The following is a 21,299-nucleotide window of genomic DNA, read 5'->3' as shown; positions in this document are numbered from 1 at the left end:
CTCGACCAACTGACCCTTGACCCCCGGGTATGGCCAGACCTATCTTCGGGCGAACCGATTCGTCGAATCGATTCGCCTCATGGTTGGACTGGTCCAACCCCGCGACGATCAACCGACACACCCCACCTGACGATCGATTTGAAGTGAGGCACCACATGACCGGACTCAGTCGTCGGCGGCGCCTGGCCGCCGTCGCCGTGATAGCTCTCGCCGCAGTGACGGGCAGCGCCTGCTCGTCGTCCGCCGACGGTGGCGCCTACCTCGTCTGGGACCCGTACCCGCAGTTCGCCGACGACTCCGAGTGGGTCGCGCTGCTCAAGAAGTGCGGCAGCTCCGCGGGGGTGACGGTCGAGCGGACCGGCTACGACACCACCGACCTGACCAACAAGGCGCTGCTCGCCGCCCAGCAGGGAAACTCACCGGACGTGCTGATCGTGGACAACCCGGTCATCTCAACTCTTGCCGAAGCCGGTGCGCTCACCACCACCGACGACAACAAGCTGGACGTCTCGGCCATGGAGAAGAACCTGCTCGGCGCCGGCCAGAGCGACGGCAAAACCTACGGGGTGCCGATTGGGGCGAACACCCTCGCCCTCTACTACAACAAGGATCTGCTCACCGCCGCCGGCGTCGATCCCGCCGCCATCAAGGACTGGACGTCACTGACCGCGGCACTGACCAAGGTCAAGGCCAAGGGGAAGAAGGGCATCACCTTCTCCGCGATCGGCACCGAGGAGGGCAGCTTCCAGTTCCTGCCCTGGTTCTGGGGATCGGGTGCCCAACTGACCGGTCTGGACTCGCCGCAGGCGGTGTCCGCGCTGACGCTCTGGACCGACTGGCTCAAGCAGGGCCACGCCCCGAACTCCGTCATCAACAACACCCAGACCACGAGTTGGCAGGAGTTCGCCACCGGCGACTACGCGTTCGCCGAGAACGGCACCTGGCAACTGGCCAACGCGGAGAAGCTCGGCTTCTCGTACGGCACGATCGCGATCCCGGCCAGCGCGGGCGGCCCGGCCCCGGCACCCACCGGCGGTGAGTTCGTCTCCATCCCGGTGCAGAAGAAGACCGGCCGGTACGAGACCTCGCAGAAGCTCGTCACCTGCCTGACCAACGCCGACAACCTCCTCACCACGGACACCACGCTCTCCTACGTCGCGCCCGTCGCCGCCGTACAGGAGCGACAGGCCGACGCGGACCCCAAACTCAAGGTCTGGGTGGAGGCGGTCCGGGCAGCCAAGGGTCGCACCGGTGACAACCTCGGCACGAAGTACCCGAAGATCTCCGAGTCACTGTGGACGGCGGTGCAGTCGGCCCTCAGCGGCGGAAAGTCGCCACAGGAGGCACTGGCCGCCGCACAGACCGCCGCCACGACCAGGTAAGCGATCCGAACCGACACCATGCCCTCCACGACAGAGACCTCCAGCGCCGTACGGGACCAGGGTGGGGAGGCGACCGCCGCCCCGCCCGGGCCTCCCCCGTCCCCTGCCCGCCGGCCCAGCCGATGGTGGGCGTGGGGCTTCCTGGCACCCGTGACCCTCTACCTGGCGGCCTTCTACGCCTACCCGCTCTACCGCAACGTCGAGTTGAGCCTGCGGGAGTACACCGTCCGCTCGTTCGTGCAGGGCGGGGCGCCCTTCGCCGGCCTCGACAACTACCGGACGGTCCTGACCGACCCGGCGTTCGGGCCGACGCTGACGCACACACTGGTCTTCACAGCGGCCTCGCTCGCCCTCCAGTTCACCATCGGCATGGCCCTGGCCCTCTTCTTCCACAAGCACTTCCCGCTGTCGCGCACACTGCGGGCGCTGATCCTCGTACCGTGGCTACTGCCACTGATCGTCTCGGCGTCGACCTGGTCGTGGCTGCTCAACAGCGACTCGGGGCTGGTCAACGCGGCGCTCGGCGTCGTCGGGATCGACCCGGTCAACTGGCTCACCTCGCCGGGCTGGTCGCTCACCTCGGTGATCATCGCGAACGTCTGGATCGGCATCCCGTTCAACCTGGTGGTGCTCTACAGCGGCCTACAGGCGATCCCGACCGAGATGCACGAGGCGTCCGCGCTCGACGGTGCAACGGGGTGGCAACGCTTCTGGGGGATCACCTTCCCGTTGCTGCGTCCCGTCTCCCTGATCACGCTGCTGCTGGGGCTGATCTACACGCTGAAGGTCTTCGACATCATCTGGATCATGACGAAGGGCGGCCCGACCGGCTCCTCGGCAACGCTCGCCACCTGGTCGTACCGGCTCGGCTTCGGCAACCTGCTGCCCGAGTTCGGCCCGGGCGCGGCCATCGGGAACCTGCTCATCGTGCTGGCTCTGATCGCCGGCCTCGTCTACATCCGGATCGAGCGGAGGCAGCAGCTGCGATGACCACCTCGACGCCTCGGGCCTGGTGGAAGACCGGCGTCGGCCTGGTGCTGACCGGGCTGATGCTCTTCCCCGTCTACTGGATGATCAATGTGTCCTTCACCCGGGACCAGGACATGCGGGCCAGTCCCCCGCACCTGTTCCCCACCAACGGCACCCTGGACGGCTACCGGGCGGTGCTCGACCAGCAACTGCCGTACCTCGGCACCAGCTTTCTGGTCGGTCTCGGCACTGTGGCGCTGACCGTGGCGCTGGCCGCCCCCGCCGGCTACGCGCTGGCGAAGCTCCGGCCGCCCGGCGGCCCGGCGCTGAGCTTCCTGCTGCTGATCGCGCAGATGATCCCGGGGATCATCATGGCGATGGGCTTCTACGCCATCTACCTCACCCTCGGCGTCCTCAACACACTGCCCGGCCTGATCCTGGCCGACACCACGCTCGCGGTGCCGTTCGCTGTCCTGATCTTCACGGCCTTCATGTCCGGCATCCCCGACGAACTGCTCCAGGCCGCCGTGGTCGACGGCGCAGGTCGACTCCGGACCTTCTGGTCGGTCGTGCTGCCGGTCAGCCGCAACTCGATCGTCACGGTGTCGCTCTTCGCGTTCCTGTGGTCCTGGTCGGACTTCATCTTCGCCTCGACCCTGGTTGGCGGCGGCGACCACCAGCCGATCACCCTCGGCATCTACCACTACATCGGCAACAACAACCAGCAGTGGAACGCCATCATGGCCACCGCCGTCGTCGCCTCGATCCCCGCCGCCGTGCTGCTGATCCTGGCCCAGCGGTACGTCTCGATGGGCGTTACCGCCGGCGCCGTCAAGGACTGACCATCCGCGGCGGTCGAGGACTGACCACCCGCACCACAGAAAGGCACCCGCCACCCATGACCGCCGCCCCGTCCGGTCCGGAGTTCGGAATCCAGGACATCCCCTTCAGCTACCGCGGATCCTGGTTCAACATCTCCCCGGTGGTAGCCGAGAAGACGTACGCCGACGACCTGCATCTGGTCTCCCACCAGACCGGGCTGCACCCCGTACTGCGGCTCACCCCCACTGTCGCCGGCACCACAGTCGTCGCCACGCCCGCGCTGCTGACCTGGCGCACCGGGGCCGACCGGATCGAGGCCGTCTACGACGGGCCGGACACCCTGCGGATCCGGGGCCACCGGCTCGGCCTGCGGGTGGCCGCGGCCGCGCACACCCTCACCCCGTTCAGCGGGACCTACCTGTACGCCGATCCGGTCGACGGATCACACGTGTTCACCTCGTACGAGACCGGTCGCCGCTACCGGATCACTGTGCTCTCCGGCGCTCTGCTGCGGACCGACGGCGCGCAGGCGCTCGGCACCGCCGACCGGTCCCTGGACCTTTCCGGCGACCAGCCCTGGGAGATCGCGATCGAGGAGTACGCCACCGCCCGCCCCCCGTACGTCGGCGCCGTCACCTTCGAGCAGTTGTGCCGCGACCGGTTCGCGGAGTTCAGCGCGTTCGTCGACGCGATCGCGCCCTGGCGCGGCCCGGAGACCCCGGCCGCCGAGCTGGCCGCGTACGTCCTGTGGTCGGCCACTGTCGCCCCGGCGGGCTTCGTCACCCGGCCAGCCGTCCTGATGTCCAAGCACTGGATGGACAAGGTGTGGAGCTGGGACCACTGCTTCAACGCGATCGCCCTGGCGGCCGGCGAGCCGGAGCTGGCCTGGCACCAGTTCCAGTTGCCCTTCGACCACCAGGACGAGGCCGGCGCCCTCCCCGACTCGGTCACCCACTCCGAGGTCCTGCACAACTACGTCAAGCCCCCCATCCACGGCTGGGCCCTCCGGCACCTGCGCCGACGCCTTCCCCAGCCGCCGGACCGGGCGGCGCTGGCGCAGACGTACGACCGGCTCGCCCGCTGGACCGGGTTCTGGCTCGACGCGCGACGCGCCCCCGGCCACGACCTGCCGCACTACCAGCACGGCAACGACAGCGGCTGGGACAACGCCACCACCTTCGACGAGAACCGGGTCCTCGAAACGGCTGACCTCGCCGCGTTCCTGGTCTCGCAGCTTCGCTGCCTCGCCGAGCTCGCCACCGAGCTGGGTGAGCCCACCACCCGCTGGTCCCGGGAGGCCGACCGTATCCACGGGGCCATGCTGCGCGACCTGTGGGACGGTGAACGCTTCTGCGCCCGGGACCCCCACACCGGGCACCGGCGGCCCAGCCGCAGCCTGCTCGACCTGATGCCCGTCGCGCTCGGGGCCGACCTGCCGGCCCCGGTCGCCGCCGCGCTGGCGCGCGGCGTCGAAACCCACCTGACCACGCACGGGCTGGCCACCGAGCCGACGGACTCGGCTCACTACCTCGCCGACGGCTACTGGCGTGGCCCGATCTGGGCGCCCTCCACCGTCCTGGTCGAGGACGGCCTGCGTCGGGCCGGGCAGACCAGGATGGCCGACGACATCAGTCGGCGGTTCCTCGCACTGTGCGAGAAGTCCGGCTTCGCGGAGAACTTCGACGCCGAGACCGGCACCGGGCTGCGGGACCGCGCCTACACCTGGACCGCCAGCAGCTATCTCATCCTCGCCGCCGCCCAGGAGGAACGGCGGGTCAGGGGCGGGTAGCCGGGTCGGATCAGCGGCCCCGGACCGGGCCGGTGCTGGAACGCAACGAGATGGGCGGGCTGTACAGGCGGTGTCGGGGCACGGCGCCGGGAGCCGCGATGATCTCCAGAAGCAGCGACACCGCCTCGGCGCCCATCTCGACCATCGGCACGTCGGCGGCGGTCAGCGGCGGACGGAAATCCTCCGCCCAGTGCTGCGCGGCGACTCCGGTGACGGAGAAGTCGCGTGGCACTGACAACCCGGCGCCGGTCAACGCGCGCTGCATTCCGGGCAGTGCGGCCTCGTTGATGGTGGCCACCGCCGTGACCTCCGGGTGCGTCGCGAGCAGTTGCTCCATACAAGCCTCGCCGGAGGCGGTGTCGTCGCCGCTGCACACCTCCACGCCGGTCAACCCCCGCTCCGCCGCCGCCGCACGAAAGCCGGTCAGCGCGCGATGGCTGGGGCCGTACCCAGCGGCCACCAGCTCGGCGGACCGGTTCACGAGTGCCACGTGCCGGTGCCCCAGGTCGGCCAGGTGCTGCACGCACCGGCCGATCAGCCCGGCGTAGTCGATGTCGATCCAGCTCATCCCGTGCGGCTCGGCGGTCCGGCCGATGGTGACGAACGGCAACCCGGCCTTGGTCAGGCGGGTCACCCGGTCGTCCGCCAACCGGATCTCCATGAGGACCACGCCGTCCACCCGGCGCCCGGTGACGATCCGCTCGAACGACCGGTCATGGTCGCCACCGGAGGGGGACAGCAGCACGTCGAGGTCATGGCGGGCGGCGGCCTCGACGACGCTGGCGACGAAGCCCAGCTGCATGTCGGTCAACCGCTGGCTCGCCGGTGGGATGACCAGCCCGAGGGTGCGGGTGCGCCCCTCCTTGAGAGCACGGGCGCTGGCGTTCGGCCGGTAGTCCAACTCGTCGATGACCGACTGGATCCGTTGCCGGGTCGCCTCCGACACGCTGCGTTTTCCGCTGAGCACGTAGGAGACGGTGCTGCGGGACACCCCCGCCCGGCGAGCGATCTCCCCGATGTTCATCAATCGCCCTCGAATCGATTTTTGCCCCGACACGGGGACGCACCTTGCTCCGCCGACCAGCATATCCGTCCTCAGGCTCATCGATCGATGACCAACACGTGCCAACTAGCGCCAATAGATGGACGACCATTAATGTCACAGGTATGACGTGTGACGTCAATTCCTGCGCCACACTCCACCCCCACACAGCACGGGAAAGGATCCGATGAATGTGAAGAGAAAGCTGGGTCGCCTGACGGCCGCCGCCGGGACCCTGTTGGTCCTCGTCGCCGGCGCTGGCGTCTACGTGGTCTCGGACGCGCCGGGCATCGCCCACGCCGCCGGCACCGGTCCGTGTGACATCTACGCCTCCGGCGGCACGCCGTGCGTGGCCGCGCACAGCACCACCCGCGCGCTGTACGGCGCGTACAACGGCCCGCTCTACCAGGTCCGACGATCCTCGGACAACACCACCCGTGACGTCGGTGTGCTCAGCGAGGGCGGCTACGCCAACGCCGCCACCCAGGACACGTTCTGCGCCAACACCAACTGTGTCATCACGATCATCTACGACCAGTCCGGCCGCAACAACCGTCTCACCCAGGCGCCCCCCGGCTACTTCGTCGGCCCCGCTCCCGGCGGATTCGACAACCTCGCCGACGCGAAGGCTGCGCCGGTCACCGTCGGCGGCCAGAAGGCGTACGGCGTCTACATCGCCCCCGGCACCGGCTACCGCAACAACAACACCAACGGTGTCGCGACCGGCGACCAACCCGAGGGCATCTACGCGGTCGTCGACGGCACGCACTACAACCAGTGGTGCTGCTTCGACTACGGCAACGCGCAGACCAACAACCTCGCCGACGAACGCGCCATCATGGAGACCGTCTACTTCGGCGCCAACAAGCAGTGGGGCTACGGGGCGGGAGCCGGCCCCTGGATCATGGCCGACCTGGAGTGGGGGCTGTTCTCCGGAGTCAACGCGGGCTACAACAACATCGCGTCGATCAACCACCGCTTCGTCACCGCCATGGTCAAGGGCGAGCCGAACCACTGGGCGATCCGGGGTGGCAACGCACAGTCGGGCGGCCTGACGACCTACTTCGACGGGCCACGCCCCAACGGCTACCACCCGATGAAGAAGGAGGGCGCAATCCTGCTCGGCATCGGCGGTGACAACAGCATCACCGGTCGCGGCACGTTCTTCGAGGGTGTGTTGACCTCCGGCTACCCCACGGCGGCCACCGAGAACGCCGTCCAGGCCAACATCAACGCCGCCGCGTACGCGCCGGCCGGCGGCGGCAACCCGCAACAGAACGTCCAGGTCGTCGGCGCCCAGTCCAGCCGCTGCATCGACGTACCGAACGGCAGCACCACCAACGGCACCCAGGTCCAACTCTGGGACTGCACCGGCAACACCGCACAGCGCTGGACCTACACCGCCGGCAAACAACTCCAGGTGTACGGCACCAAGTGCCTCGACGCCTTCGGCCAGGGCACCACCAACGGCACCCAGGCCATCATCTGGGACTGCCACGGCGGCACCAACCAACAGTGGAACCTCAACTCCAACGGCACCATCACCGGCGTCCAGTCCGGGCTCTGCCTCGACGCCAACGGCGCCGCCACCGCCAACGGCACCAAGCTCATCCTCTGGGCCTGCAACGGCGGCACCAACCAGCGGTGGTCCACCCGCAGCTGACCCATCCCACGATTGAATGGTCGTGCCGCCCAACAGTGCCGCGGGGGCGGCACGACCTTGAGTTACCTGGCGGCCTGCACCCTGCGCTCGGCTGGCCCGCCCTGTCGATCCGCCGAGGAGCGGTATACCTCAGGGGTATCAATATGCCTCTGAGGTATACCGCTCAAACCGCATCCGCCCTGACGAAGATGACCGACGGTCACCGGCGTGTGTGCCTGACGTGCGGGTGCCGCAAATGGGCGACTGCCCGCGACCCACGCCGGGTAGGTTCGGGCTGAGCGAATGGCGGGGGTCGCATGGTCAGGGGTTGGCACGGCTGGCTCGGTACGTTCAACGGCGTCGTCCTCATCACGGTGATCGTCCTGCCGTTGGCCGCGCTGGCGGTATGGGCCCTGGCACGCCACCGACGTGCCGCTGGCGCCACGTTGGCGTGGCGGACGTCGCTGGCCGACGTCGGCATCGTCTACGGCACCGTGCCGTGGGTATGGATGATCATGCTGCCGGGTGACCAGGCCGGGGCCGTTTCCGGTCGGGTGACCCTGGTGCCGCTGCGCGACCTGCTCACGATCTTCTCCGACGGGGGGCCGCTGACGGCGACGGTCCAGGTCGTCGGCAACCTGCTGGTCTTCGCGGCCCTGGGGTTCTTCGCGCCGCTGCGGTTCCCGGCGCTGGCGTCGGTGCCGCGGATCCTGGTCCTGGCGGCCGGCTGCTCGGTCCTGGTCGAGACCGCGCAGTACGTCCTGCGGCTGGACCGGGTGTCGTCGGTGGACGACGTCCTGCTCAACGCCGCCGGCGCAGGGCTGGCGGCGCTGGCGTCCCGCCGCCGGTGGCGCGACACACCCGACACGTCCACGGATCGTCGACCTCAGCCGGCCCCGGCAGCGGGACGCTGAGCGCCGCGGTCAACTACCAACAGAGCTGACAGTCGATCAGGTGGGCGGCTCTGCCAGCCGCTCCAGCCGGGCCAGACCATCCCAGCCGCGCTCGCGCATCAGATTCAGTAGTCGCTGCACCCGCGGGTCCGCCTCGACGGCCAGCGCGTCCAGCAGGTCGAACGGTAGATCGTCCTTTGCCACCTCGCCGAGGTCGATCTCGCCAGAGCGGTACGCCTGCTCGGCGAGGCTGGCCAGGATGTCGGCGGCCTCCACCAGACGCGCGTCGTCGCCGGTGTCGCTCTCGAAGATCTCCGACAGGATCCGATAGAGCCGAACGAGTCGCGGGTCCTCGAGCTGCGCGATCTTGCCGGGCATCCATTCACGGACGCGATCGGGCCAGCGAGCCGACATCAGGATCCAGCTGTCCCGCTCACCCGCCACCACCCGCTCGGCGACGCCGATGTCCCGGAGCCGGTCGAGGTAGGTGATCACCTCTGGTGGGAGCGCCAGACGATCCCCGGCGGCGAGTTGCGCGATCTGCCTCCGGCTAACCTCCAGTCGTGCGATCTCGTCGCCCAGTTGCCTGTCGATCTCCTCGACCGCGGCCGCGAAGGTGGACGCGTCGGCCTCCAGCATCTGACCGATCTGGGACAGCGGCACGCCGGCGTTGGCGAGAATCCGGATCCTGATGAGGGACACCACCGCCCCCGCGCTGTACCGCCGGTAGCCCGAGGCGTCCCGCTCGGGCTCCGGCAGCAGGCCGATCTGGTGGTAGTGCCGTACCGCCCGCACCGTGACGCCGGCGTACGACGCGAGTTGACTGATCGTCAGCATGCCCTGATCCTGCCCTTACCGTGCCCGGGCCTGGTCGACACCGGGTCAGGAGATCTTGCGGCGGTAGGTCAGGTTGGCGAACAGGTAGGCCACCATGAGGACGCCGACGCACCAGGCGAGGGCGGTCCAGATGTCCGATCCGACCGGCTTCTGCGCGAAGAGGTCTCTGATCGTGTTGACGATGGCGGTCACCGGCTGGTGCTCGGCGAATGCGCGCACCGGGCCGGGCATCGACGCGGTGGGCACGAAGGCCGAGCTGACGAACGGCAGGAAGACCAGGGGGTACGAGAAGGCGCTCGCGCCGTCCACGGACTGAGCGGTGAGGCCGGGGATGATGGCGATCCAGGTCAGCGCCAGGGTGAACAGCACCAGGATGCCAGCGACGGCGAGCCACCCCAGCACGCTCGTGCCGGTGCGGAAGCCCATGAGCAGGGCGACGAGGACGACGACGACCAACGAGACCAGGTTGGCGACCAGCGAGGTCAGCACGTGCGCCCAGAGCACCGAGGATCGTGCGATCGGCATGGACTGGAACCGTTCGAAGATGCCGCCCTGCATGTCCAGGAAGAGCCGGAAGGCGGTGTACGAGATGCCCGAGGCGATCGTGATGAGCAGGATGCCGGGGAGCAGATAGTTCACGTACGAGTCGGAGCCGGTCTCGATGGCGCCGCCGAAGACGTAGACGAACAGCAGCATGAAGGCGATCGGCATGACCGCAGTCGTGATGACGGTGTCCGGGCTGCGGGCGATGTGGCGCAGCGAGCGTCCCAGGAGGACTGTGGTGTCGCCGAGGAAGTGCCTGTTCATCGTTGTTCCTTCTCGGTCTTGGCGCCGACGAGGGTGAGGAAGACGTCCTCGAGCGTGGGCTGCTTCTCGACGTACTCGATCTCGGCGGGTGGCAGGAGCTGCTTGAGCTCGTCGAGGGTGCCGTTCACGATGATCCGTCCCTCGTGCAGGATCGCGATCCGGTCGGCGAGTTGTTCGGCCTCGTCGAGGTGCTGGGTGGTGAGCAGCACCGTCGTGCCGCCACGGGCGAGTTCCTTGATCGCCTGCCACACCTCGATGCGCGCCTCCGGGTCCAGCCCGGTCGTCGGCTCGTCGAGGAAGATGACCGGCGGGTCCCCGATCAGGCTCATCGCGATGTCGAGGCGGCGGCGCATGCCGCCGGAGTACGTCCGCACCCTCCGGGCGCCCGCCTCGGTCAGCGAGAAGCGCCTCAGCAGGTCGTCCGCGATCGCACCGGGCTCCTTGAGGTGCCGCAGCCGGGCGACCAGGACCAGGTTCTCCCGCCCGGTGAGGATCTCGTCGACCGCCGCGAACTGCCCGGTGAGGCTGATCGACTCCCGTACGTCGGCGGCCTGGGTCGCCACGTCGAAGCCGGCGACCCGGGCCGTGCCGCCGTCAGCCCGAAGAAGTGTGGCCAGGATCCTCACCACTGTGGTCTTGCCGGCACCGTTGGAGCCGAGCAGGGCGAAGATGCTGCCCCGCGCCACGTCGATGTCGACGCCGCGCAGCACCTTCAGCTGCTTGAACGACTTCTCCAGGCCGTGCACGTGGATCGCGGGTTGCTCGGCCTGAGCTGTTGTGTGCGAATTGCTCATGGCGGCAGCATGGAGGGTTGACGCAGCGTCAAGGTCAAGCCCGACCCGGGTGGTGTGGTGGCCCGCTCAGTGAGGTATCCCCGTGCCGTCGGCCGCCCGGCGACTCGTGCGCGACCCCGACTCTTAACTCCGATGTCACCGCCCGATCCCACGGGTGACGTGTCGCTGTCCGCCCGAAGGAGTTGGCTGCCAGTCTTCGCACTACGTCTTGACCAGGAGTTGATCCACGTGCCTTCCTCTCGTCGTACCTTCCTCGCCAGTGGCGCCGCCGCCGGCGTCGGCCTTGCCGTCGCGGGCGGCCTGCCGTCCCTGGCCCAGGCCAGCCCGGCCCGGCCGCACCCGCCGGTGAAGCCCGGTAACGTGCCCTTCCCGCCGCTCGTGGACGACCCCAAGGGAATCCTGGCCCTGCCCAAGGGCTTCAGCTACACCGTGATCACCCGGACCGGTGTCACCCGGCTCGACCGCGGCCAGGGCACCACCCCGTCGGACCACGACGGCATGGCCGTCTACGACGCCGGCCACGGCCGGTACACCTTGATCCAGAACCACGAGATCGATCCGGGCGCCGAGTTCGGCGTGCCGCACGTCAAGGGGACGGTCTACGACGCGGGCGCCGTCGACGCCGGCGGTTGCACCGTGATCAAGACCGACCTCGCGGGCCGCAACCTTGGTGAGTTCGTGGCGCTCTCCGGCACCGTCTCCAACTGCGCCGGCGGGCCGACCCCCTGGGGCACCTGGCTCACCTGCGAGGAGACCGAGGACCGGGCCGGCGACGAGTGGGAAGAGGGCGGTCGGTCCGGCATCTACCAGAAGGACCACGGCTACGTCTTCGAGGTGTGGGCAGACGGCAGCGCCGACCCGAAGCCGATCAAGTGCCTGGGCCGCTACTCCCACGAGGCCCTGGCCGTCGACAAGGACCGCACCCGGATCTACCTCTCCGAGGACGCCGACGAGCCCAACGGCCTCTTCTACCGCTGGACGGCGCCACACGGCGTCAAGCTGGGCCCGGGCGTGCTCACCCGCCTCGCACCGAACGCCGGCGTCCTCGCCGCGATGCAGATCATCATGGATGACGGTTCGGTGCTGCCGGACGTCGCCTACCTGACCTCCGCCCAGCTGGGCCGCCCCTTCCCGGTCCGCTGGATCGAGGTGCCGGACCGCGACGCGCGCACCAAGTCGGTACGCGAGCAGTTCGCCGACGGTCAGGTCACCCGCGGACGCAAGTTCGAGGGCGTGTGGGCCACCGACGAGGGCGTGTACGTGGTCAACTCCTACGCCTGGGACGAGGGTGACCTGCCGGCGGACGCGGCGCCGCACGACGGGATGGTCTGGTTCTACAACTACAGGAACCAGACCATCCAGCTGGTGACGTACTTCCCGCACCAGACCGCCTCCGAGGAGGGTGCGCCGGTCAAGTACACCGACCTCACCTTCGACGGCCCGGACAACGTGACAGTCACCCCGTGGGGAAGCCTCGTGCTCGCCGAGGACGGCACGGGCGCCTCGCACGTGCTCAGCACGATCCCGGGCGGGCCCACCTACGCGATCGCCCGCAACCAGCTCAACGACTCGGAGTTCTGCGGGCCGACCTTCAGCGCGGACGGCAAGGTGCTCTTCGTCAACATGCAGGACCCGGGCCTCACCCTGGCCATCACCGGCCCGTGGGAGAAGTACCTGGGCTGAGCGAGCCCGAATGTGGGGGCCGGGCGACCTCGCCTGGCCCCCACCTCGCTGCCCACCAGGTCGTCCACCACCCACCAGGAGACCTCGCCGTCGGAGCCGGTGTCGCACGAACACCACATCAGGACGGCTGGGCGCACTACGCCCAGGGCGCCGACGACGTCGTGCGTGCCTTCGAGACCGTGGGCCTGACAGATATGCTCGTCGAACTGCGCCCGGCGACTCAGCGACCGTCCGACAGGATGCGGACCGGCTCGGCGCTGCCCTGCGGTTCGGTCGCCGTGGTCGAGCGCCGCGACGACCCGGCGACCATGAAACCCGCGGACGTCAGTGCGTGCCCCGCGGCCCCGGTGTCGCCGCTGCGCCCGAGCGCTTGAGCAGGAACGCCCCGCCGACGATGAAGACGACGCCGAGGATCACCCCGACGAGTTGCCGGCCGTGGAGATCTCACTCCACCTTGGTGAGAAGTGGTTTCCCCTTTTCGACGACGTACGTGGCCAGTTCGACCGCGATGCCCTCGCCAACGTTGCGGGCCTGGTGGTGCACACCGTATGGGACGGTGAGCGCGTCGCCGGGATTGCACACCATGGGTGGCTGCCCCTCCAGCCGATATTCGAGCGTTCCCTGCAGAACGCAGATGATTTCTTCGCCGGGGTGGAAATGCTTGAACGGTGGTGAATCCGGAGTGAACTCCACCCGAGTCTGAATGACCTCTCGCCCGGGGATGCTGAGGTCGTGCCGTTGCAGATCGATCCGCCACAGCCCTGGTGCTGACTCCACAGCTGTGGGGCTGATCCCCTCAGGTCGATCCTTGGTGCTCATGACGGCCTCCTGTGAGCCGTCGGGCCGACGGCCAATACTCGGATTGGTGCATCCCCGTCGAGGATAGGTAGCCGCAGACGATTAAGGGGCGGGGACGCCGACACGGGCGGCGCGCCGGGGCCGGGGATGAATGGGCCGAGGACTTCCCTGTCGACGGCGACATCCGCGGCGTGCGGGGTTTTCTCGCCGCCACCGCCGCGTACGGCTCGCCGCCCTGCTCGACCCCGCGAGGGCACACGGGCTGTCCCGCGTCGTCGCCGAGACCACCGGCGACAACCTCGCCTCCCGGCGGACCCTCGAACGTGCCGGCTTCCGGCACACCGGCACCAACGATGATCTCCACCAGTACGAGGTACTCCTCGGCGCCCCCTCGTGACCGGCCAGGACTCGGTAGTCCGATCCCCGGCGGCCTGCGGCAGCCGAGTTCAGCGACGGGGCAGCAGACCTCGTTCGGTCATGTAGCGCGCAACGTCTCGGCATCCTCGGCGGACATCAGCCAGCGGGGGATCACGGTCGCCGGCATTCGGCCGACGTACACGACCCAGAAATCCCCGGCGTCCCGCACCTGGGCAACCCCGTCCCAGGCGATGCCGCCGGCCTCCGAGCCGCTGCGCATCATGATGTTGTCTTCGGTGATGTCGTAGCCGCCCTCGACGGCGTAGTTACCGGAACGACGTCGGGCGCGCGCCAGCACCCACGGCCGGTACAGCATCGACAGCACGCCGGCCACGACCAGCGCGGTCCACAGCGGCGAACTCCGCTCGCCCCACCCGAACCCCCGCGAGACAACGAGACCGATGACCCCGACCGCCGTCAGGACCGCTCCGATGTAGCCGAATCTGCGTAGTCGGACGTTGCCGAGCGCAGCGGCCACCCGGCTCGGGTAGGCGGGATCGGCGGGGACGTCGAAACGGATGTGCACGCCAGAACGATAGTGCTTCCACCCGCCCGGAAAGGCGCCTTGCCCCACCCCACCTGACAAGCCGCGGGCATCCGGGTGCGGCAGTCTGATGAGGTGAGCGCCGACGACGTCCGAGTGCCCCGGGCCCAGGCGGGGTCGAGCCCGCAGCATCTGCTGACGACAGTGCTCGGCGAGTACCTCGACTCCTCCGACGCCGACCTGCCGTCGACGGCGGTCATCGCGATTCTGTGGGAGTTCGGGATCAGCGAGTCCAGCGCCCGTGCCGCGCTGTCCCGGCTGGTCAAGCGTGGTCTCATCGCGACGCGAAGGAAGGGCCGGTCGCCGGTCTACCACCTCACGCCGCAGGCGATCGCCAAGCACCGCTCCCGGATGCGGCACTTCCTGAACTTCGGCTCCCACCCGGCGCCCTGGACCGGCGAATGGGTGCTGGCCTCCTTCTCCGTTCCGAACGCCGGCCAGGCGTCCCGTCACGCGCTCCGCAGGTCGTTGACCGCACTGGGGTTCGTGGGCCTGTACGACAGCGTGTGGATCCGGCCGGGATCCGACGCCGCGCCTGCGCGGGAGGCACTGCGCGCGCTGCTGCACCACGTCGAGGGTGCCCGATGGTCGGTCCTGCACGCCCGGTTCGACGAGGAGGCAGGGCCACACGGGCCAGCCTCCGCGTACGACCTGACCAGCCTCGCGTCCGCGTACTCAAGCTTCATCGAGCAGTACGCGGAGCTGCGGGCGGCCGCGCGCAGCGGGGAGGTGGACCCGGCTCGGGCGTTGGTGGATCGGACCTCCGCGATGGATTCCTGGCGGAAGTTCGCCGACGTCGACCCGAACCTACCCCCGCACCTGCTGCCGGAGCCCTGGCCTCGCCAGGAGGCCAGGGAGACCTTCCTGGACATCCACACCGCGCTCGGCTCGCTTGCTCAGGCGCGTCTGGTCGAGGTGGCAACTCCGCACTGGCCGGATGCCGCCTCGTGGATCACCCACTTCCAGGCGTCGAGGGATCCCTCGCGGCCGGAGCCGACCGGCGGGAAGCACGGCAGCAGCCCACTCGCCGGCTGACGACGTCGCGGCCGGTCAGAGCCAACAAGACATTGACACTTTTCGTTGCGACAGTGATAGTAACTGCATACAGCTCCCATCGGAGCGCCTGTAGGGACCGCGGCCGGGCGGTCGCCGGCGCTGAATGAGCGGGCAGTGGCGGCCGAGGGCACGGCCGCCGCCCAGGCCGCGACGCGCCCATGTCGACCAGACCCGTGGCCAGCGCTGACCACTCTCGTCGGGGCGCGAGTGACACGACCGCCACCGCAGGGAGCGCCACCGTGACTGTTCCTGGAGGGTGCAATGAGAAGGCGAGCAAAGATCTACGCGGGGCTGGCGGCCGCCATCGTCCCGATCACCTCCGTGATCATGGCGCTCGGCGGGACACCGGCGTCCGCCGCCATCGGCGGTTCCGGCCCCTACCCCGCCGACTACGAAACCTCGGCCACCCTGGCCAATCACACGATCTTCCGCCCTCAGACCCTCCCGTCGGAACGCCTGCCCATCGTCGTGTGGGGCAACGGCGGCTGCTCGGCCAACGGCCTCTCCCAGGGCAACTTCCTCCGCGAGATCGCCTCCCACGGCTTCCTCGCCATCGCCAACGGCGCCCCGAACGGATCCGGCTCCACCACCTCCCAGATGCTCACCCAGTCCATCGACTGGGCGGTCGCGGAGAACTCCCGGCAGGGCAGCAAGTACTACAACAAGATCGACACGAGCAAGATCGCCGTCGCGGGCTTTTCCTGCGGGGGCCTGGAGGCGTACGCCGTCTCGAACGACCCGCGGGTCACCACAACCGGCATCTTCAGCAGCGGTCTGCTGAACGACGCCGACGACTACCAGCTCAGGAGACTGACCAAGCCGATCGCCTACTTCGTCGGCGGGCCCAGCGACATCGCCTACCCGAACGCCATGGACGACTGGGGCAAGCTGCCCGCGGGCCTGCCCGCCTTCATGGGCAACCTGAACGTCGGGCACGGCGGCACCTACGACCAGGCTAACGGCGGTGAGTTCGGCCGGGTGGCGACTCTCTACTTCAAGTGGCGACTGAAGGGCGACGCCACCGCCGGCCGCACCTTCGTCGGCGCCGACTGCGGGCTGTGCCGCAGCCAGTGGAGCGTCCAGCAGAAGAGCCTGACGCTCGACGACGGCACGCCGCCGCCCACCACGCCGCCTCCCACCACCCCGCCGCCGACCGGTACCACCGGCTGCACCGCGGTCTACTCCGTCCAGGACGAGTGGAACGGCGGATTCGTCGCAAACGTCAGCGTCACCGCGGGAACAACCGCGCTGACCGGCTGGCGGGTCACCCTCACCCTGCCAAGTGGCGTGTCGGTCAGCTCGCTCTGGAACGGGGTCAGCAGCGGCACCAGCGGGGCCATCACGGTCGCCAACCAGAGCTACAACGGGCGACTGGCCGCAGGTCAGGCCACCAGTTTCGGCTTCCAGGGCACCGGCAGCGGCAGCGGAACCACAGCGAGTTGCACCGGAAGCTGACGCCCCGGGCAGATCGAGTCGTTCGGCGGGCCGGCGCCCCGGCACCGGCCCGCCGAGACACAGCGGATAGGGAAGACTGGCGCGCATGGCTGATCTGAGCGATGCGAAGGCCGCGCTGCACTACTACCTCCGGGAGAACCGCGAAGACCTCATCTGGAAGCTCGACGGGCTCGGCGAGCGGGAGGTCCGGCTGCCCCGCACGGCGACCGGCAACAACCTGCTGGGCTTGGTCAAGCATTGCCTCAATGTCGAAGCCGGCTACTTCGGGCCCACCTTCGGTCGCGAATTCCCGACGCCCGACGAACTGGTCCCCCTGACGGCGTTCGACGAGGACCCGCAGGCAGACTGGTACGCCCGTGAGGACGAGACGAAGGACGGGCTGATCGACCTGTATCGCCGGGTCGGCGCGTTCGCCGACCAGACGATCGACCAGCTACCGCTCGACGCGCCGGGCCAGGTGCCGTGGTGGCGGCCAGGTCGGCAGGACGTCACGCTGCAACGGATCATCATCCACGTGACCTGCGATCTCGCCCGGCATGCCGGGCACGCCGACATCATGCGCGAACAGCACGACACGGCGGTCGGTCTCCGGCGGAACAACAGCAACATCCCCGACGACTACGACTGGCCGGCGTACGTCAGCAAGCTGACGAAGCTGGCCGACCACTTCGGGTGACCGGCAAAAGCTGCGGACGTGCGAGACGACCTCAACCAGATCGAAGCCGCTTTCCTGGGAACGACACTGGCCGGCCTGCCGATCGGGCACGGCCCGTCGGGCGCCGTCCTCGTCGCGGACGTCGACCCCGACCGTCTGCACGAGGTGTGGCAGGCCGCCGAGGCGCTGGTGCCGGTCATCGAACGCCGGCCCGTCATGGTCACCGACGATTTCGACGTGGCCCACCTGGCTACTCCGGTTGCTCGGTTGCTGGCCTCGCGGTCTGCGTAACCCCTTCCTGGCGCAGTTCGAGGACGTACGGCTGGTCGTCGGTCCGGACGAACCGGACCTCCAGATCGAGGTCCGGGTGTCGGTAGCGACCGTCCGGGTCCGCCAGGAGGACAACCGGTTGCTGGGTCGCGGCGGCGAAGGTCAGCCGACCGTCGGTGAGCGCGATGTCGATTGGGTAGTCGTCGCGCAGCACGTAGCGGCCCGTGACATCGGCAGGCGGCGCGGCGGCGATTCTTGTGGTGGCGTACCGACGGTCCGCGGCGGCGCGGATGCTGACCAGCAGCTCCCAGCCATCCTCGGAGTTGGTCATCGCCGCGACCGCTGTGCCACTGTCGGGCCACACGTAGGAGAAGCAGGTGTAGCCGACGTTCAACCCGGTGTGCCCGAAACGCCGACGCCCGACCTGGTCGTTCAGTTCGGTGCCGAGCCCGTAGCTGCCGCCGGGAATCTGCGGTGTGCACATCTGGGTGGGCCAGGTCGCGGTCGAGCAGCTTCGAACCTCCCGAGACGGCTCGGGCGATTTCGAGATCGAGCCGGAGCAGGTCGGTCGGGGTGCTCCACAGTCCGGCGGCGGCCAACTCCGGTTGCGTTCGCCAGCCGCCGGGAATCCTGGTGCCGCCGCCGTGGTGGCCATGCGCCACCTGATCCGGTCGCTGGTGCGGAAACTGCTGGTCGAAGCTGCTGTCGGCCATGGCCAGCGGTTCCAGCACCAGAGTTCGCAGGAGGTCCTCGAACGGGGTTCCGGTCGCGTCCACCATCAACTGCTGGAGCACCGAGTAGTGGCTGCCCGAATAGCGAAAGCGGCTTCCCGGCAACAGGGTCGGCCGGACCGGTGGCGTTGTCGTCGCGCCGCCGCCTTCCAGGACCTGCAACAGCGACGGGGCACGATCTGCGGCGTAGCCGCGGTACCAGGTGTCGGACAGCCCGGCGGTGTGCGCCAGCAATTGTCGTACCGTGACTCCCTGCGGGTCTCCGCGGCCGGGCAGGTGCCACGAGGTGAGGTACTCGCCGATGTCGGCGTCGAGATCGAGGACACCGGCCTGGACCAGTCGCAGTGCGCCGAACGCCGCGACATGCTTACTGATCGAACAGGCCGCGAAGGCGGTGCGCACGGTCACCGGAGTCGACGTCCCGCCAGCCAGGACGCCGAACCCCGCCGCCCACACCTGCCCGCTCACGTGGCCGACGGAGATGCTGACCCCCGGCACGTCATATCTGCTCATCAGCTCGGGCAACGCCGCCGTGTCCGGTGAGAGCAGCCCGGACGACACCTGCCGGTCAAGCTGGCCCAGCAGCGAGACCCAGTCCTGAGGTAGATCCACGACTCCGATTCTCGACCGCACGGACTCGGGGGATCAACTCTCGTCAACCGGTGGGGCTGACCGTACGAGAGACCTCGCGGATCAGATCGAGCGGCTCCTCGGTCCAGTGGGAGGCGAGGACGAGATCCCGCGGCGGGTCGACCCACAGCAGGTGTCGTCCGCCGTTGCCCCGGGCGCTGCGGCCGGACGCCGGGGCTCCGGGCCACGGCACCTGCTCATCGTTGAGCCACCACAGATAGCCGTACTCCCGTTTGACCGGGCACGGAGCCCAGGACTGGTCGACCCACTCGGCGCTGAGCAGCCGGGTCCCGGCATGGGTCCCGCGGTCCAGGAAGAGCTGCCCGATCAGGGCCAGGTCGCGGGCGGGGACGATCAGTCCCCCGCCCCAGTGCGCGCCGCCGGAGACCACCTCGACCCGGCGGCCGTCGAGGTCGACGACGCTCGTCCGGTACCCGTGCCACGACCACCGGTCCGAGGCACCCAGCGGGTCCATGACCCGCTCCCGCAACACCTCCGGCAGCGTTCTGCGAAACAGCAGCGTCAGCGCGTACGCGAGCAGGTTCATCCGCACGTCGTTGTACGCCCACCCCTGTCCCGGGGGTGTGCCGTGCACCTCGGTCCGCTCGCGGAAGCTCTGCGCGTCGACGCTCGTCGGCTTGCCCCACAACTCGCCCTCCCACTGGCTCGACTGCTGCAGCAGATGACGCCAGGTGATCTGCTCGTTGTGCGGCCCCCGGAACTCGGGAACGCCGACGACCTGGTGCACCGGTTGGTCCGGCACCAACAGCCCGTCGTCGAAGGCCAGGCCGGCCACCACCGACACGACCGACTTGGTGACGCTGAACGCCATCTCCGGTACGTCCGGGTCGCCCCAGGCCGCGACCTCCCGACCGCCGACCCGGACAACACCACTGGCTCCACTGGCGGCACGCAGCGGGCCGACGACCTCACGATGGCTGGCGTCGGAGACCTGTGCGGCCAGGTAGGTCTCGATGTCCGCGGCGTCTCTTGTCCACCGAGCGCCGAACTCCTGGACGGTCCGCCCCAGCCGCTGCTGATCCACCGACACGTGACCCACGCCCAGCAGTGTCCACCACCGCCGCCAGCGGCAGGGTGAGCCCGACACCTAGGATCGGGCGACCTCGTACACCGGACCTGAGGAGCGTCCCGGATGACCCTGCTGGAGCGTCTGCACCTGGCCGGTATGGGTGAGGTCGTCGCGGTGCAGCCGGTGACCGGCGGGCTCGCGGCGCTCGCCGGCATCGCCACCCGCCGGGATGCGCCACCGGTGTTCGTCAAGGCCTTCGCCGACCCGCCGGCCGACGACGTCTTCGGTGCTGAGGCCGAAGGGCTGGCCGCCCTGCGCGAGCTCGGCGGTGTGGCGACACCCGAGGTGATCCTGGCGGACCGGGACGTACTGGTCTTGTCGGTGTTGCGCCCGAGGCCGCGGAGCGAGGCCTTTTGGGAGCGGTTCGCACACCTGCTCGCCCACCTGCACCTGAGCACGACCCATCCCCGCTTCGGCTGGCACCACGACAACTGGCTGGGCCGTCGCCGCCAGGTCAACACGTGGAACGACGACGGCTTCGCCTTCTTCGCAGAGCACCGGCTGCTGCGTTGGCTCGATGAGCCCCGCGTCGAGGCGGCGCTCGACGCGGAAGACCGTTCGGCGCTGGAACGGCTCTGTGACCGGCTGCCCGACCTGCTGCCGGAGCGTCCGGCGTGTCTGACGCACGGCGACCTGTGGGCACAGAACGTCCTGGCCACCGCGGACGGGAAGCCGGCGCTGATCGACCCTGCCGTGTCGTACCTGTGGGCCGAGGTCGACCTCGCGCACGTGTGGTCGACCTCGCCCCCGCCCGAGGCGCGACGGATGTTCGAGGTCTACGCGGAGCTGACCTCGCTCGACGCCGGCTGGGAGGCCCGGATGCCGGTCATCCAGCTGCGACAACACCTCGCGGTGTTGGCGCAGTTCGACGACGACTGGGGTGCGGCCGATCAGATCCGCGCCGTCCTGGCCCCGTTCCGGACGCGACCCTGACACGGAGGGCCGGCCGCCGAGCGCGGCGGACGGCCCGGCCAGCCGATCCGGTCGACGGCC

Annotated in this window: 19 protein-coding genes and 2 pseudogenes; 12 read left to right on the top strand and 9 right to left on the bottom strand. The window is 69.3% G+C overall.

Going from position 1 to position 21,299, the window contains the following annotated elements; translation table 11 throughout:
* Positions 1–155 precede the first annotated feature (155 nt).
* From ACIA47_RS28935 to ACIA47_RS28920, 4 genes are all read left to right on the top strand, one after another.
* Positions 156–1,382: an extracellular solute-binding protein gene (locus ACIA47_RS28935; RefSeq protein WP_396711482.1), complete on the top strand. Its 1,227-nt coding sequence runs from the start codon at positions 156–158 to the stop codon at positions 1,380–1,382.
* Positions 1,383–1,532: 150 nt separating this feature from the next.
* Positions 1,533–2,372 carry a carbohydrate ABC transporter permease gene (locus ACIA47_RS28930; RefSeq protein ID WP_396711481.1) on the top strand — a complete coding sequence of 280 codons (840 nt, stop codon included), beginning with the start codon at positions 1,533–1,535 and terminating at the stop codon, positions 2,370–2,372.
* Entirely contained in the window at positions 2,369–3,193 is an 825-nt protein-coding gene (locus ACIA47_RS28925; protein WP_396711479.1) for a carbohydrate ABC transporter permease, read from the top strand. Before ACIA47_RS28930 ends, ACIA47_RS28925 begins: the two co-directional genes overlap by 4 nt.
* A 56-nt stretch (positions 3,194–3,249) precedes the next feature.
* On the top strand, positions 3,250–4,962 hold the full coding sequence (locus ACIA47_RS28920) for an MGH1-like glycoside hydrolase domain-containing protein (protein WP_203119244.1): 1,713 nt from the start codon (positions 3,250–3,252) through the stop codon (positions 4,960–4,962).
* 10 nt (positions 4,963–4,972) lie between these two features.
* Here ACIA47_RS28920 and ACIA47_RS28915 read toward each other — a convergent pair whose 3' ends face one another.
* Positions 4,973–5,986: a LacI family DNA-binding transcriptional regulator gene (locus ACIA47_RS28915; protein WP_203119242.1), complete on the bottom strand. Its 1,014-nt coding sequence runs from the start codon at positions 5,984–5,986 to the stop codon at positions 4,973–4,975.
* A gap of 205 nt (positions 5,987–6,191) precedes the next feature.
* Between ACIA47_RS28915 and ACIA47_RS28910 the strand changes: the two genes are divergently transcribed.
* Both ACIA47_RS28910 and ACIA47_RS28905 read left to right on the top strand, forming a co-directional pair.
* Positions 6,192–7,667: an arabinofuranosidase catalytic domain-containing protein gene (locus ACIA47_RS28910; protein WP_396711478.1), complete on the top strand. Its 1,476-nt coding sequence runs from the start codon at positions 6,192–6,194 to the stop codon at positions 7,665–7,667.
* 296 nt (positions 7,668–7,963) lie between these two features.
* Positions 7,964–8,560, top strand: coding sequence for a VanZ family protein (locus tag ACIA47_RS28905; RefSeq protein WP_203119239.1), 597 nt, complete (start codon positions 7,964–7,966; stop codon positions 8,558–8,560).
* A 36-nt stretch (positions 8,561–8,596) separates the two neighbouring features.
* On the opposite strand, the gene ACIA47_RS28900 is transcribed toward ACIA47_RS28905, so the two are convergent.
* From ACIA47_RS28900 to ACIA47_RS28890, 3 genes are read right to left on the bottom strand one after another with little or no spacing between them, the layout of a single operon-like run.
* The gene (locus tag ACIA47_RS28900) at positions 8,597–9,376 is read right to left on the bottom strand and encodes a MerR family transcriptional regulator (RefSeq protein ID WP_203119238.1); all 780 of its coding nucleotides are present in this window, start codon (positions 9,374–9,376) and stop codon (positions 8,597–8,599) included.
* 45 nt (positions 9,377–9,421) lie between these two features.
* On the bottom strand, positions 9,422–10,183 hold the full coding sequence (locus ACIA47_RS28895) for an ABC transporter permease (RefSeq protein WP_203119236.1): 762 nt from the start codon (positions 10,181–10,183) through the stop codon (positions 9,422–9,424).
* Positions 10,180–10,977 carry an ABC transporter ATP-binding protein gene (locus ACIA47_RS28890; protein WP_396711477.1) on the bottom strand — a complete coding sequence of 266 codons (798 nt, stop codon included), beginning with the start codon at positions 10,975–10,977 and terminating at the stop codon, positions 10,180–10,182. The genes ACIA47_RS28895 and ACIA47_RS28890 overlap by 4 nt, the downstream gene beginning before the upstream one ends.
* Positions 10,978–11,205: 228 nt before the next feature.
* Here ACIA47_RS28890 and ACIA47_RS28885 point away from each other — a divergent pair, with 228 nt between their 5' ends.
* Positions 11,206–12,660, top strand: a complete 1,455-nt coding sequence (locus tag ACIA47_RS28885; protein ID WP_396711476.1) for an alkaline phosphatase PhoX — start codon at positions 11,206–11,208, stop codon at positions 12,658–12,660.
* 444 nt (positions 12,661–13,104) lie between these two features.
* Here ACIA47_RS28885 and ACIA47_RS28880 read toward each other — a convergent pair whose 3' ends face one another.
* Together ACIA47_RS28880 and ACIA47_RS28875 are read right to left on the bottom strand one after the other, a co-directional pair.
* Positions 13,105–13,479 (bottom strand): cupin domain-containing protein, encoded by a 375-nt coding sequence (locus tag ACIA47_RS28880; RefSeq protein ID WP_203119234.1) that lies wholly within the window; start codon positions 13,477–13,479, stop codon positions 13,105–13,107.
* A 425-nt stretch (positions 13,480–13,904) separates the two neighbouring features.
* Positions 13,905–14,401 (bottom strand): annotated as a pseudogene (locus tag ACIA47_RS28875) (YcxB family protein).
* Positions 14,402–14,494: 93 nt separating this feature from the next.
* Between ACIA47_RS28875 and ACIA47_RS28870 the strand changes: the two are divergent.
* The 4 genes from ACIA47_RS28870 to ACIA47_RS28855 all read left to right on the top strand — a co-directional run bounded on the left by ACIA47_RS28870 (position 14,495) and on the right by ACIA47_RS28855 (position 17,876).
* Entirely contained in the window at positions 14,495–15,454 is a 960-nt protein-coding gene (locus tag ACIA47_RS28870; protein WP_396711475.1) for a PaaX family transcriptional regulator C-terminal domain-containing protein, read from the top strand.
* 282 nt (positions 15,455–15,736) lie between these two features.
* Entirely contained in the window at positions 15,737–16,930 is a 1,194-nt protein-coding gene (locus ACIA47_RS28865) for a cellulose binding domain-containing protein (RefSeq protein WP_396711474.1), read from the top strand.
* 85 nt (positions 16,931–17,015) lie between these two features.
* Positions 17,016–17,606: a DinB family protein gene (locus tag ACIA47_RS28860; RefSeq protein ID WP_396711473.1), complete on the top strand. Its 591-nt coding sequence runs from the start codon at positions 17,016–17,018 to the stop codon at positions 17,604–17,606.
* Between the two features lie 18 nt (positions 17,607–17,624).
* A complete protein-coding gene (locus tag ACIA47_RS28855; RefSeq protein WP_203119223.1) occupies positions 17,625–17,876 on the top strand; it encodes a hypothetical protein in 252 nt (83 codons plus the stop codon).
* Here ACIA47_RS28855 and ACIA47_RS28850 read toward each other — a convergent pair.
* The 3 genes and pseudogenes from ACIA47_RS28850 to ACIA47_RS28840 form a co-directional block, all read right to left on the bottom strand.
* Positions 17,836–18,339, bottom strand: coding sequence for a hypothetical protein (locus ACIA47_RS28850; RefSeq protein WP_396711494.1), 504 nt, complete (start codon positions 18,337–18,339; stop codon positions 17,836–17,838). The genes ACIA47_RS28855 and ACIA47_RS28850 overlap by 41 nt on opposite strands.
* Positions 18,329–19,099 (bottom strand): annotated as a pseudogene (locus ACIA47_RS28845) (serine hydrolase domain-containing protein); the annotation flags it as partial. The gene ACIA47_RS28850 and the pseudogene ACIA47_RS28845, both read right to left, overlap by 11 nt.
* Positions 19,100–19,241: 142 nt before the next feature.
* Positions 19,242–20,276, bottom strand: a complete 1,035-nt coding sequence (locus ACIA47_RS28840) for a serine hydrolase domain-containing protein (RefSeq protein ID WP_396711472.1) — start codon at positions 20,274–20,276, stop codon at positions 19,242–19,244.
* Between the two features lie 93 nt (positions 20,277–20,369).
* Here ACIA47_RS28840 and ACIA47_RS28835 point away from each other — a divergent pair, with 93 nt between their 5' ends.
* The gene (locus tag ACIA47_RS28835; protein WP_203119217.1) at positions 20,370–21,239 is read left to right on the top strand and encodes a fructosamine kinase family protein; all 870 of its coding nucleotides are present in this window, start codon (positions 20,370–20,372) and stop codon (positions 21,237–21,239) included.
* Positions 21,240–21,299 lie beyond the last annotated feature (60 nt).

The organism is Micromonospora sp. NPDC051227 (assembly GCF_044455385.1).
Lineage (GTDB): Bacteria > Actinomycetota > Actinomycetes > Mycobacteriales > Micromonosporaceae > Micromonospora.
Note: the sequence above shows the minus strand (reverse complement) of the source record. Positions and strands in the feature narration are given on the sequence as shown.